The sequence below is a fragment of the Halegenticoccus tardaugens genome, assembly GCF_004116405.1.
In the GTDB taxonomy this organism is placed as follows: Archaea; Halobacteriota; Halobacteria; order Halobacteriales; family Haloferacaceae; genus Halegenticoccus; species Halegenticoccus tardaugens.
Genome location: NZ_SDIC01000009.1, coordinates 21,641 through 34,005, shown reverse-complemented (window position 1 = coordinate 34,005; position 12,365 = coordinate 21,641). Strand labels below are relative to the sequence as shown.

The following is a 12,365-nucleotide window of genomic DNA, read 5'->3' as shown; positions in this document are numbered from 1 at the left end:
CCTCGGAAACCGGCACGCATTAGCCGATGGCCCCGAAGGGTCGCGTGTGCAGCCCGTCGAGCGCTCGAACCCCGAAGGCGTCGATTACGGGTGGGTGATGCAGGTAACCTTCGTCACCACGATCCTCGTCGGCGCGCCCGTCGTCGCCGCCCTCTCGACCGGGGTGGCGCTCCCCACGTGGGAGTCGCGCGTCTCCTTCGCGGTCCGCGTCGGCGCGGTGATCTGGATCGTCACCGCCGTTTGCGTCTACCTCTACGCCCGCCGGACGAACGCCGGGGACGGCGGGTCGGACCCGGACGAGATCGAGGGCGAAAACGAGGACGCGGAGCGCGTCGGCGAGGCGGGAAGCGACTGAGCGGTCGTCACCGGGAGGGTGGAACGACCGAGCGGTCATCACCGGGAGGATAGATTCGACCGAACCGCGGAAAATCCGTCGTCCTCGCGCGCTCAGTGCCCTGACGGTCCGCCGTCGACGTAGCGGAAGTCGACGCCGGCGCGTTCGGCGGTGAGTTCGTCCCGCCGGGAGTCGCCGACGAAAAGCGCGCGTTCGGGTTCGACGCCGAGTTCGCGGAGCGTCGCGAGCAGCGGCTCGGGGTCGGGTTTGCGGGTCGCCACGGTGTCGCGTCCGACGACGGCGTCGACGTGCTCCGAGAGCGAGTGCGCGTCGAGCGCCGCGCGGACCGCCGCCTCGCTGTTGAGCGAACAGACGCCGACCGGGACCGAGTGGTCGGCGACGTCCTCCGCGAGCGCGAGGAGTTCGGAGACCGTCGCGCCGTCGCGCTCGTGTCCGGCGACGACCGCCTCCAGTTCCTCGCGGAGGCCGCGTTCGTCCGCCAGATCGAGCATCTCCCAGAGGTCGTGCCCGCTCGCGTCGACGCCCGCGTCGGCGAAAAACTCGACGGCGTCGGCCGCGACCTCGTCCCAGCTCACGACGAGGTCGACGAGCGTCCCGTCGAGATCGTACACGATCGCCTCGTAATCGGCCGTGTCGTCGGTCACGCTCCCATCTGGGGTCCGACGGAGCAAGACGGCTTCGATCGGTTCGCGGCGTCCGATCCGACTCATCGTATAAGTACCTCGGCGTGGCCACACACAGCAACGGTCCTCCGCCCATGCCGTCCGATCCCCGCCCCCGGAGCGACGAGTCGCACTGTCGCATCGAGAGCGGCTGGTGGGGTTTTCTCGCGTGTCTCACGGCGGCGCTGATCGCCCTGTCGGCCGTCGTCGCCGTCGTCGCCGGTCCGTGGCTGCTCACCGAGGACTCGGCCCTGTTCCAGCACGGGGGGTGGTACGTCACGCAAGGCGCGGTGCCGTACGTCGACTTCTGGGACTTGAAGCCGCCGCTGATCTACGCGGTGACGGCGGCGCTGGCGCTCGCCGCGGGGGGTGACGTGCTCCTCTTGCACTCCCTGAGCGTCGTCGCCGCGGGCGTGGCGATCGTCGTGAGCGTCCCGCTGGTCGGCCAACTCGCTCACGACGCGACCGGCGACGGGACGGCGGCCTTCGCGGCCGGACTGGTCGTCCTCGCCGTGCCGGCGACGTACGGCCTTCCGCCCTTCGGGATCAGACCCAAGTACTTCCTCCTGTGTTTCGGGGTCGTCGCGCTCCTCCTCGCGACGCGCGGCCGGTCGGGCGCGAGCGGCGTCGCCGCCGCGATCGCGTCCGGCTTCCACCAGCAAGGGTTGGGGATCGCCCTGCTCGTCGTCGCCATCGCGGCCGATCGCGACGGCCTCCGCGCGGCGGGCCGAACGGTCGTCGGGGGGCTTTCCGTCGCGGCAGCCGTCGTCCTGCCGTTCGCGCTCGCGGGCGCGCTCGTCCCGATGCTCGTCGAGACGGTGATCGTCCCGCTGACGGTGACCCGGCGGTACACGCTCTCCGAGCGGCTCGTCGATATCGCTCTCGCGCTCGGCTACGCGTCGGCGCTGATCCCGGTCGCCGCTTACGGCTGGCTCCGATCGAACGTCGGTCGCGCTCGGATCGCGGTGTCCGCGGACGGCGGGCGGACGCCGCCGTCGTGGTGGGTCCCGGTCGGCGGCGTCCTCTACGGGGCGGCGGCGCTTTTCATCGACATGGAGGGTTCCCTCGACATGATCCTCTGGCTGCCGTTCCTCGCCGTCGGCGTCGGACAGGTCGTCGCCGCCGTCCGCCGCGATCGGCGACGGGCCGCCGTGCTGTGCGTTCTCGCGCTGCTCGTCGCCGCCGGACCGGCGTGGTATCTCGCCCCGAACCCGCCGCTCAGTGGGACGCTGGAGGAGGAACACGATCGGCACGCCGTGGCGGATTTCGAACACCTCCCGAAGGAGCCCGCGAACCCGGACGTTCGGACGGTGTACTGGGACAAGCGACAGCCGGACCGCTGTCACTACCGGCTCAGCCAGAAAGAACGCGTCTGGATACACCTGACGGACGCGACGTTCGAGGACCGAACGTGCGGCGACTGGCCGTCGGGCGAGCCGCCGATCTGATCCGCCGACGGGTGCCCGGTTTCCCCGGCCGCCCTAGTCGAGGAGACCGCGCGCGATGATCTTCTTTTGAATCTCTGTCGTCCCCTCGTAGATGGTCGTGATCTTCGCGTCGCGGTAGAACCGTTCCACGTCGAACTCGCTCACGTAGCCGTAGCCGCCGTGGATCTGCACCGCCTCGTTGCAGACGTCGACCGCGGCCTCGCTGGCGTGGTACTTCGCCATCGACGCGGCGATCCGCGGGTCCTCGCCCTCGTCCTCCAGACGGGCCGCCTCGCGGACGAGGAGCCTGGACGCGTGGAGCTTGGTCCCCATCTCCGCGAACTTGTGTCGAATCGCCTGGACCTCGCCGATGGGCCCGTCGAACTGCTCTCTTTCGCCCGCGTACTCGCGCGCCTCGTCGAACGCGGCCTGCGCGACCCCGACGGCCTGCGAGGCGATGCCGATGCGCCCTCCGGTGAGGATCTCGAACGCGGCGGAGAGGCCGCGACCCTCCTCAGTCAGGCGATTCTCGGCCGGGATTCGGACGTCGTCGAAGAGGAGCGCCGTGGTGTCCGACGCGCGCAGACCGAGTTTGTGCTCCCGCTTTCCGACCTCCAGCCCGTCGACGTCCTTCGGGACGAGAAACTGCGTGATCGAGCCGGGGTCGTCCGAGTCGGTCCTCGCGAAGAGGACGCAGACGCCGCCGCGCTCGCCGTTCGTGATCCACTGCTTCTCGCCGTTCACGACGTACTCGTCCCCCTCGCGGCGGGCGACGGTCTCCATCTCCGCGGGGTTCGACCCCGCCTGCGGCTCCGAAAGGGCGAACATCCCCACCGGTCGTCCCTCGACCATCCTCGGGAGCCACTCCGCTTTCAACTCATCCGAGCCGAACGTCGCGATGCAGGAGGTGGCGAGACAGTGGACCGAAAGGGCCGTCGCCACCGCGAGCTGCCCGTAGGCGACCTCCTCGTTGACGACGCTGTAGGTCGTCCGGTCCGCTTCGAAGCCGCCGTACTCCTCGGGAACGGTGAGGCCGGTCAGATCGAGGTCGGCGAGGCCGTCCCACGCGTCCTCGGGGAACTCCTCGCGCTCGTCCGCCTCGCGCGCCCCCGGACGGATCTCCTCGACCGCGAACTCGTGCACGACGTCCCGGATGGCCCGCTGCTCGCCCGTGAGCGCCGAGCCGGCGTCTGCCAGTGCCATGCCCTCGAATTCGGTTCCTCGTGGAAAAAGATGATCGATCGGTCGGGGGCGTGCCACTCGGTGACGAAATCACCCCCGCAGGAAGTCGACCACCTCCGCCGGCGTCGCCGACAGCCCGCCGCCCTGCGCGAACGTCGGACCGCCGCCGCCTCCGCCGCCGAACTCGTCCGTCACGTCCGCGACGATCTCGCCCGCCTCCACGTCGCCGGTCGACGCCGCCACGACGAACGTCGATCCGCCCTCGCCCGCGACGACGAGCACGTCCCCGCTCTCGCCGGCGCGCTCTTTCAGCCGCTCGCCGACGTCGTTCGGACCGAACCCGTCCACGCTGCCGACGCGCCAGATCGCGCCCCCCTTTTTCACCGCACCGAGATCCGCGAGGCGGGTGTCGAGCACCTCGCTTTTCAGCGACCGCAGCTCCGACTCCAGTTCGGCCTTCTCGTCGAGCAGGCGGGCGACGGAGTCCGGCGCGTCGTCGACGGCGGTCCCGAGCGTTCGCGCCGTCTCGAACGTCGCTCGCCGGACCTCGGCGCGGCGGTCGATGGCGACCGGACCGACCGCGAACTCGATGCGGGTGAGCCCCTCGCCGGGGTTCGAACGGTCGAGGGCCTCGATCGGGCCGATCTCGCCGGTGTTCGAGACGTGCGTTCCGCCGCAGGCGGCGACGTCCCACGGATCCGCGCCGTCGCCGATGGTGACGACCCGTACGAGGTCAGAATCGGCGAGGACGCCCTCCTCCGTCTTCGCGTTGAACGCGACCTCGCCCCGTTCGCGCGCCTCGTCGGCAGGGATCTCCTCCCACGACACCGGGTGCGACTCCCAGACCGAGCGGTTGGCGAGGCGTTCGAGTTCGACGAGCGCGTCGTCGGTCACGTCCGTCGTCGTCTCGAAGTCGACGCGCACCTTCTCGCGGCCGATGTCGAACCCGCCGTATCCCAGATCGTCGAGCAGCCGCCTCGCAGCGCCGTACAGCGCGTGGCTGGCGGTGTGCGCCCGCGCGCAGTAGGTCCGGAACGACTCGTCGACGACGCCGACGACCTCGTCGCCCTCGTCGAGCGCCGGCGGTTCGGAGAGCGCGTGCACGATCGTGCCCGCGTCGTCGAACCGGACGCCGACCACCGGAACGCCCGCGATCGTTCCCCGATCGGCGGGCTGTCCGCCGCTCTCGGCGTAAAAGTACGTCCGGTCGAGGACGACGTCGGTTCCGTCGACCGCCCGAACTTCGGCGTCGAACTCCCGCACCTCCGGTTCCGCCGCCGCGCGTTGTGCTGCCATGGGGACCCACAGACACCGGAGGAGCAAAAACCGTACGAAGCGCGCTACCTCACCCCTCGGCGAGCGTGACGTCGAGCCGCTCTTCCAGCCGGCGGACGACGGACCCGCCGACCCCCGCGCGCGTCGCCCGGCCCTGTTCGACCGCGAGCACCGCTTCCTCGTCGACGCCCAAGTCCTTGGCCAGTTCCCCGGGCGTCAACCCTTCCTCCCGGCGGGCCCGTTCGACGACGCTTCCGTAACCCGATACGAGATAGGGGAGGCGATCCTCCTCGTAATTCGTCCCCTTCTCCTCCCATCGCGTCGGGTCACCCTTCTGGGCGTCGTACAGACGCGCGGCCCGCCGAGCCGCCTTCTTCTTCCGGCTGGGTTCTCCGTCGTCGCGCCCGCGACGCGCCTCGCCCTGCTTTCGATCTTTGTTTCGGTTTTCGCCGTGCGGGGCGCAGTCGGGGCAGACGAGCAGGCTCGCGCCGGCGACGTTCGCTCGGCGGAGTCGGGTGCTCTGCTTCCCGCAGAGTTCGCAGCTCCCGCCGTCGTCGCCCCCGCCGCCGCGCCCGGTCGAGTATTTGGCCATACCCCGGGTATCGCTTCTACCCTTTTAAATCCGCGGCCGAGTCGCTCACTCGTCGACGACGGCGCTTTCGACCGCGTGGCCGGCTTCGCTGACGTGGTCGAGCGAGAGCCGAAGACACTCCCGTTCGGTGCGCCCGTCGGTGCTGACGGCCCATTCACAGTCCTCACAGCGGTATTCGATGGTGTGCGACTTCCCGAGCAACGACTGCGTTATCTCTCCGTTCTTCATGATTACTCCGAGCAGGCTCGCCTCCGACCGTCGGACGCTGATTCGGAGACGCCGAGCGCTGCGCCTCGCGCTGTCTTCGCCTGTCCGTCTAATGGAATCGGTCACGTCCGCCTCTAGCTGGCGGCTCTATGCAGAAGCCGTTTTAAACGGAAACCGTCACGCCGACAGGGGTTCGCTCAGGAGGGTGCTCTCGATGAGCCGACCGTACGCGCGCTGGAGTCGCTGGGAGATCGCGCGCTGGGAGACGCCGAACTGGTCGGCCAACTCGACCTGCGTCACGCCCCGCGGCTCGTCGTAGTAGCCCCGCTCGTAGGCCGCGAGGAGCGTCTCGTACTGCTGTTCGGTCAGCTGGTACCGGTTCGCCACCTGCGACTCCGTCCGGGCGTAGATGCTGTTCAGATTGATCCGAACCCCCTTCTCCACGCAGTAATTCTGGAACGCGCGCACGTGCTCGACGTTCGTGAACCGGACGTCGAACCGCCACCCGTCTTTCATCCCGCTCGCGTCGATGATCGCCGCCTCCGTCTCCCTGATTCCGGTTATGAACCCCGTCTCCGGGTCGTCCCACGCGGCGCGGTACAGCTGCCCGCCGTCGACCTCGTCGAGGAACGTGAGCTCCGCGAGCGAGTTCGCGGCCCGGACTTCGGTTTCGAACGCGTCGCGGGTCGGCGCGTTCCACACCCAGAAGAAGGGCACGAATCCCGTCTCCGAGGGCACGATCCGTTCGAGTTCGATCCGGAGACCGGGTATCTCCTTCAGCGTCTCCCCGAGCGGAAACGACTCTAGGGGGAGAGAAAATTCCGCGGTGATCGTCATGCGTGTAGAGTACACCAGCCGTCCCGCGGGAATACCTGCGGGTTCTATGTACAAGGTGTTTTTATAGGTCGACCGCTCGACCCGGTCGAATACCGCCCGACGGGGATCGGAAGCATCGACGCTCCGGCGTCGGGTTCGAAGGATGTTGTGCGTGGGTGATGTCCGTGCAGAGTGAACATCACCGCATCTACGCCCTCACGTTCGCTCGGGCATGCGATGCGTGGGACCGGATTTGAACCGGCGGACCTCTACAGGACAGCGCCCTCAACGCTGCGCCGTTGGCCTGGCTTGGCTACCCACGCTCGCTCGTGTCTGTTTCGGTGCGCTACCGCGCATTCATGCGTTTCGCACGGTACGTTAAAAGCCCTTCTCTTTGCCGGAACCGTGTCGGGCGTTCTCAGAGGACGATCCGTCCGTCGACTCGCCCGGTTTCCTCGCAGCGAGCGCCGGGTCGCGCCCACCCCTCGTGGCGGGCGTCGGTTTCACCCGAATCCCTCGTAGTGGGTGCGATCCGCCGGCACGCCGAGCCGTTCGACGGCGTCGACGAGGCCGTTCACCATCGCGTTGATGCCGCAGGCGTACACCTCCACGTTCGCCGGGTCGAGGCGCGCGTCGATCCGGTTTCGCGGTTCGGCTCCGACGTACGGCTCGAACTCCCCGCCGACCTCGACGGTCGCCACCGCCTTTTCCGCGAGGTATTTGACGAGCGCGTGCTGGACGTACGCCGTCTCGCCGTCCCAGTCGGTCAGGTACTCCTCCCGGCTGAGCGTCGGGACGAAGTGGAAGTTCTCCCGCTCGTCGTCGAGCCGCCGAAACGCCTCGCGGTACGGGAGATCGTCCTCCCAGCCGACGCCCAGAAACAACCAGACGTCCCGCGTCTCCCCTTCGTACTCGTCGCGCCCTTCTTCGAACAGGTAGTCGATCATGCTCTTGAACGGCGCGACTCCGGTTCCGGTCGCGAGGAAGACGAGGTCGCGCGACGACGGCTCCTTCATGAGAAAGTCGCCGTAGGGGCCACGGAGCGTCACCTCGTCGCCCGGAGAGAGGTCGACGGAGAGCGTGCTCGTCAGCCGACCGCCCGGCACCCGACGGATACAAAATTCGACCCCGCCGCGGTTCGGCGAACTCGCCACGGAGTACGGTCGCGAAGCCTCCCCGAATCGAACCGAAACGTACTGGCCGGGGAGGAACGCCACGCGCTCGTCCGTGCGCACGTCGACGCGCAGGAGCGACGGGTAGGGTCGCGAGAAGCGGTCCCAGAGCGCGAGAAGGCGCTTTTCGACGCGGTCCTCTCGCGCCGCCGCGGACAACAACTCGGCCAGATCGTCTTCCCCCGCGACCGCTTCCAGCGCGTCCCGCGCGCGCTCGTCGCCCGCGAGGTCGCCGTCCGCCTCTTCGAGCCGCCGCCAGCGTTCTCCGCCGTGCTCGTCGAGGATCTCGGCCACGGCGTCGAGCACCTCGCCCGTCCGGTTGTGATCCATCGGCTCGACTTCGACGACGGTCGCCGATTCGGTGATGAGCGGGAGCTCCTCGGCGGCTTCGCGCTGGGACGGGTGTTCGTCGGGCCGCATCGGGCGTAGTTCCGTCCGACCGATATTGGAAGTGACGGGCGAGCGCCCCGAAAGTTCATGTACGAAAGCGGAACCATCGACGGTATGCGTTGACCATTCGCCGCGAGACGGTCCGCGGGTGCACGGCACGCCGCCTCGCGATTTCCCGTTCGCCGTCTGTTCGCCCCTTCGGACAGATTTTACTCCCCTCGAACCGCAGTGGCGGTATGGAACTCCGCGCACGGAACCACGTTCCGGCGTTGACGGCCCTCCTGACGCTCGCGTCGCTCGCCCTCGTCTTCGGGGCGGCGCTCGGAGCCATCCCGCAGGGGGCCTTCCCCCGCGCCTCCGACGCCGTCCTCGACGCGATCCCACACGTCAACGCCGCCCTCAGCACGGCCGCGATCGTCACCATCGCGGCCGGCTGGCTGTCGATCCGCCGCGGCGAGGTCCGTAGGCATCGCCGACTGATGCTCGCCTCCCTCGGGCTGTTCGTCGCCTTTCTCGTCCTCTACCTCTACAAGGTCATCCTCGAAGGGCCGGCCGGCTTCCCGGGCCCGGAGGCGGTCTACGCGTACCTCTACCTTCCCACGCTGGCGATCCACATCCTCCTCGCCGTCGTCTGCATCCCTCTTCTCTACTACGTCGTCCTCCTGGCGCTCACCCGCCCCGTCGCAGAGCTCTACGACACCCGTCACCGGGCGGTCGGCCGTATCGCCGCGTCGCTGTGGCTGATCTCGTTCGTCCTCGGAAACGCCGTGTACGTGCTGTTGTACGCGGTGTACTGAGTCGTCTCCCCGACCGTTTCCGCGATCCCGACCCGTTTTATCGCCGCCGGCCGTGACACCTCGCATGGATCTCGTCGAGGCGCTCGCGGCCGACGGGTTGGTCTGCGTCGTCGGCGCGGGCGGGAAGAAGTCGACGCTGTACGCGCTTGCGCCCCGGATAGATCGAGCGGTGGTCACTGCGACCGTCCGCATTCCGATCTTCGATCCGCACGTCGCCAGGGTGGTCGTGACGGGCGATCCGATCGCGGCGGCCGAGCGAGCTGACCGGTGGCCGCTGGGGGTCGTCCCCGCCCGCGAGCGCGAGGATCGATACCTCGGGTACGATCCGGACACCGTCGCCGGCCTCGCCGCAGCGAACGTCGCGGACGCGGTGCTCGTCAAAGCCGACGGCGCGCGGACGCGCGAGTTCAAAGCGCCGAGCGATCGGGAGCCGCAGGTGCCGGCGTCGGCCGACACGGTGTTACCGGTCGCCAGCGTGCGCGCCGTCGGAAAGCCGCTCGCCGACGACCGCGTCCACCGCGTCGACCGCGTCTCCGAGATCACCGGATTACGCCCGGGAGAGATCATCCGACCGACGGACGTGGCGGCGGTGCTCACGAGCGAGCGCGGCGGGCTGAAGGACGCGCCGGCGGGCGCGACGGTCGTCCCCGTGTTGAACAAAGTCGACACCGACGACCTCGCCGACGTCGCCCGGGAGATCGCGGAGCCGGTCGCGAATCACCCTCGGATCGACCGCGTCGCGCTGACGCGGTTCGCGAGCGACGATCCGCTCGTCGAAGTCGTCGCGAGCGCGGACTGACGCTCACGACGAGAGCCGATTCTCGGCTTCGCGGAGTTCCTCGCGGGTGTTGACGTTCTCGAACGCTTCGAGCGACGCGAACTCGCGCACCTCCCGCTCCTCGACGACGACGTAGTCGAGGTCGAAAAGCGGCGCGACGATCTTCGACTCGCCGCGTTCGAGCGCATCGTCGCACGCGTCGGCCATCGGCGACGCCCGGTAGACGGCGTGCGTCGTCTGGAACCACCCGTCCCCGATTCGCGGCACGGCCGCGTCGTGGCCCTCGGCGCGGTCGAACAGGTGAGCGACGAGGCCCGGATCGACGAACGGCATGTCGCAGGCGACGACGAACGCGTATTCGGACTCCGCTTCGACCGCGCGCAGGCCGGTTCGGATGCCGGCCATCGGTCCGCGGTCGGGAGCCGGATCGAACGCGAACGCCACCGGGCTCGGGTAGCCGTCGAGGGCGTTCGCGAGACTCGATCGCTGGTCGCGGCGGCAGTTGACGACCAGTCGGTCCGTCACCGCCGCGAGCCGGTCGGCGACGCGACGGATCATCGGCACGCCCGAAAGCGACGCGACCGCCTTGTCTTCGTCGCCGAAGCGCGTGGAGTAGCCCCCCGCGAGGACGACCGCGGAGCGAGACGACGCGGTCACCGCGCGAACGGCGGTTCGAGCCGCGAGGTCCGACGCGACCGTCGAACGAGCGCGAACAGCACCGCGAGCGCGACGACGGCGAGGATCGCGACGCCCGCGGCGACCCATCGACGACGACCCGGCGCTCGGGTGGTGGTCGTTTCCCGAGGCGCTTCGGACGTCGATTCGTACTCGACCTGGACTGGCGCCATGGTCGGACGTTCGCGGTCGGTCGTGTAAACAATTGCGTTAGATATCTCGGTTCGCCGACTCGTCGGTCGACACCACGCATCGGCGGACGTTCTCCGAGATGCGAACGGGAAGCTAAACGGCGCGGCGACGTAGCGGTGTGATACACGATGACATCCCAATCGGACGATTCGACCGTCCCGGTCACCGTCGTCAGCGGCGTTCTCGGCGCGGGAAAGACCACGCTCGTCAACCACGTGCTCCGAAACCCCGGCGAGCGGGACGTCGCGGTCGTCGTCAACGACGTGGGCGAGGTGAACGTCGACGCCGAGCTGCTCGCGACGCAGACCGACGAGGACGGCATCGTCGACCTCTCGAACGGTTGCATCTGTTGTCGCCTTCAGGGGGACCTGCTCGACGCCGTCGAGCGACTGGCCGAGACGCGCGAGTTCGACGTCCTCCTCATCGAAACCTCCGGCGTCAGCGAGCCGATCCCGGTCGCCCGTCTGTTCATCGACGGCGCGGAGGGGAGCGACGTCGACCCGACCGAGCACTACCGTCTCGACACGACCGTCACGGTGCTCGACGCCTACGGGTTCTGGAAGGAGTTCGACGCAGGCGCATCGCTGCCGACCGGCGCGGCGCGGGACGGCGGTCGGCCGCTCTCGGACGCGCTCGTCGACGGCGTCGAGTTCTGCGACGTGCTCCTTTTGAACAAGTGCGACATGGTTCCCGACGACGCGCTCGACGGGGTCGAAACCGTCGTCCGGGAGCTACAACCCCGCGCCGAGATCGTCCGCACGGTCGACGCGGCGGTCGACCCCGAGAGGATCCTCGACACCGGCGCGTTCGACTTCGAGGCGGCCGCCCGCGCCCCCGGGTGGAAGCGCCACCTCGCCGGACACGGCGGAACCGGCGGCGACGACCACGATCACGGAATCGAACCGCCCGGCGTCTCGACGTTCGTCTACGAACGACGTCGGCCGTTCCACCCCGAGCGGTTCGGCGCGTGGCTGACGGAGTGGGACGGGGACGTGATCCGGGCGAAGGGTTTCTCGTGGGTCGCGGGACGCGACGGGGAGGTGATCGGCGTCAACCGGGCGGGGGCGTCGGTTCGGGCGGGTCCGATCGGCGAGTGGGACCCGCGAGACGAGCGCGCGACGCGACTCGTCTTCATCGGCCGCGAGTCGATGGACGAGGAACGGATAACGGCGGAACTGGACGAGTGTCTGACGACCGACGAAGAGCGTGACGGTACGCGAGGAGAGGGGACGACCGATCCCTTCCCCCTCTCGGAGCCGTGAGAGGGCTTACTACGGTCGCTCCGTGTCGATCGGTCGCGGTTCGACGCCCGACCGCGCGTCCCCGTTTCCGCCCCCTGCGCTCCACCCCGTCTGCTCGCGCAGTTCGTCCCACGACTCGTGGAAGCCGTGGCTCGAGGCGCTCGACTCGGCGACGACCGCCCGCTGGTACACGTCGTCGTAATCGAGCAGCCTCTCCCAGCCGCCGCCCGCGTTACAGTACAGACACATCGGCGTCGGACGTACGACCCCGCGGCCGATAGTCGTTGCGTCGCGGAGACGTTTTCCGGCGATGGTCTCAACGCCTCGACAGCAGTTGGCGCTACTCGTGAGATTCAAATAGACCGGTCTGAAAGGGCCACCAGAGCCGCGACGGGCTCGGAACGCGCCGTCCGGCACGGTTACATGAACGGAACGAAACACCTTCTCGCGACCGACGACGCGGGCGACGACGGATCGATCTCCGGACGCTGCGATCGCTGCGGGTGGCGCGACACGGCCCACTCCCACGCGGCGATGGTGAAGGCGTATCAGGACCACCTCCGGATCGAGCATCCGAAGGCGTGGCTCCGGGAGTGACGTGGGC

At 69.0% G+C, this 12,365-nt stretch carries 16 protein-coding genes and 1 tRNA gene; 6 read left to right on the top strand and 11 right to left on the bottom strand.

All coding sequences use genetic code 11. The annotated features are described in order from the left end of the window. Nucleotides 1–46: 46 nt before the first annotated feature. Nucleotides 47–355, top strand: coding sequence for a DUF5822 domain-containing protein (locus C3L37_RS20470; protein ID WP_129116407.1), 309 nt, complete (start codon nt 47–49; stop codon nt 353–355). Nucleotides 356–447: 92 nt separating this feature from the next. On the opposite strand, the gene C3L37_RS20465 is transcribed toward C3L37_RS20470, so the two are convergent. Further along, nucleotides 448–1,065, bottom strand: coding sequence for an HAD family hydrolase (locus tag C3L37_RS20465; RefSeq protein WP_129116406.1), 618 nt, complete (start codon nt 1,063–1,065; stop codon nt 448–450). Nucleotides 1,066–1,112: 47 nt separating this feature from the next. Between C3L37_RS20465 and C3L37_RS20460 the strand changes: the two genes are divergently transcribed. Continuing rightward, entirely contained in the window at nt 1,113–2,465 is a 1,353-nt protein-coding gene (locus C3L37_RS20460) for a DolP-mannose mannosyltransferase (RefSeq protein WP_129116405.1), read from the top strand. 33 nt (nt 2,466–2,498) lie between these two features. On the opposite strand, the gene C3L37_RS20455 is transcribed toward C3L37_RS20460, so the two are convergent. From C3L37_RS20455 to C3L37_RS20425, 7 genes are all read right to left on the bottom strand, one after another. Then, nucleotides 2,499–3,647, bottom strand: a complete 1,149-nt coding sequence (locus C3L37_RS20455; protein ID WP_129116404.1) for an acyl-CoA dehydrogenase family protein — start codon at nt 3,645–3,647, stop codon at nt 2,499–2,501. Nucleotides 3,648–3,716: 69 nt separating this feature from the next. Beyond that, nucleotides 3,717–4,922 carry an alanyl-tRNA editing protein gene (locus C3L37_RS20450; RefSeq protein ID WP_129116403.1) on the bottom strand — a complete coding sequence of 402 codons (1,206 nt, stop codon included), beginning with the start codon at nt 4,920–4,922 and terminating at the stop codon, nt 3,717–3,719. 49 nt (nt 4,923–4,971) lie between these two features. Continuing rightward, on the bottom strand, nt 4,972–5,493 hold the full coding sequence (locus C3L37_RS20445; protein ID WP_129116402.1) for a helix-turn-helix domain-containing protein: 522 nt from the start codon (nt 5,491–5,493) through the stop codon (nt 4,972–4,974). Nucleotides 5,494–5,538: 45 nt separating this feature from the next. Beyond that, on the bottom strand, nt 5,539–5,721 hold the full coding sequence (locus C3L37_RS20440; RefSeq protein ID WP_129116401.1) for a hypothetical protein: 183 nt from the start codon (nt 5,719–5,721) through the stop codon (nt 5,539–5,541). A gap of 156 nt (nt 5,722–5,877) precedes the next feature. After that, entirely contained in the window at nt 5,878–6,537 is a 660-nt protein-coding gene (locus C3L37_RS20435) for a helix-turn-helix domain-containing protein (protein WP_129116400.1), read from the bottom strand. Between the two features lie 217 nt (nt 6,538–6,754). Next, nucleotides 6,755–6,839, bottom strand: a tRNA-Leu gene (locus C3L37_RS20430). Between the two features lie 180 nt (nt 6,840–7,019). Further along, a complete protein-coding gene (locus tag C3L37_RS20425; protein ID WP_164974828.1) occupies nt 7,020–8,108 on the bottom strand; it encodes an FAD-binding oxidoreductase in 1,089 nt (362 codons plus the stop codon). A 206-nt stretch (nt 8,109–8,314) separates the two neighbouring features. On the opposite strand from C3L37_RS20425, the gene C3L37_RS20420 reads away from it, so the two are divergent. Together C3L37_RS20420 and yqeC are read left to right on the top strand one after the other, a co-directional pair. Then, nucleotides 8,315–8,875, top strand: coding sequence for a DUF420 domain-containing protein (locus C3L37_RS20420; protein ID WP_129116399.1), 561 nt, complete (start codon nt 8,315–8,317; stop codon nt 8,873–8,875). A gap of 64 nt (nt 8,876–8,939) precedes the next feature. Beyond that, on the top strand, nt 8,940–9,674 hold the full coding sequence (gene yqeC, locus C3L37_RS20415) for a selenium cofactor biosynthesis protein YqeC (protein WP_129116398.1): 735 nt from the start codon (nt 8,940–8,942) through the stop codon (nt 9,672–9,674). A gap of 3 nt (nt 9,675–9,677) precedes the next feature. On the opposite strand, the gene mobA is transcribed toward yqeC, so the two are convergent. Beyond that, nucleotides 9,678–10,310: a molybdenum cofactor guanylyltransferase gene (gene mobA / locus C3L37_RS20410; RefSeq protein ID WP_228546404.1), complete on the bottom strand. Its 633-nt coding sequence runs from the start codon at nt 10,308–10,310 to the stop codon at nt 9,678–9,680. Then, on the bottom strand, nt 10,307–10,501 hold the full coding sequence (locus tag C3L37_RS25155) for a hypothetical protein (RefSeq protein ID WP_228546403.1): 195 nt from the start codon (nt 10,499–10,501) through the stop codon (nt 10,307–10,309). Before C3L37_RS25155 ends, mobA begins: the two co-directional genes overlap by 4 nt. A 147-nt stretch (nt 10,502–10,648) precedes the next feature. On the opposite strand from C3L37_RS25155, the gene C3L37_RS20405 reads away from it, so the two are divergent. After that, nucleotides 10,649–11,782 (top strand): CobW family GTP-binding protein, encoded by a 1,134-nt coding sequence (locus C3L37_RS20405; protein ID WP_129116396.1) that lies wholly within the window; start codon nt 10,649–10,651, stop codon nt 11,780–11,782. 9 nt (nt 11,783–11,791) lie between these two features. Here C3L37_RS20405 and C3L37_RS20400 read toward each other — a convergent pair whose 3' ends face one another. Then, complete coding sequence (locus C3L37_RS20400) at nt 11,792–12,010, bottom strand: hypothetical protein (RefSeq protein ID WP_129116395.1); 219 nt, start codon at nt 12,008–12,010, stop codon at nt 11,792–11,794. Nucleotides 12,011–12,184: 174 nt separating this feature from the next. Here C3L37_RS20400 and C3L37_RS24550 point away from each other — a divergent pair, with 174 nt between their 5' ends. Further along, nucleotides 12,185–12,358, top strand: coding sequence for a hypothetical protein (locus C3L37_RS24550; protein ID WP_164974827.1), 174 nt, complete (start codon nt 12,185–12,187; stop codon nt 12,356–12,358). Nucleotides 12,359–12,365 lie beyond the last annotated feature (7 nt).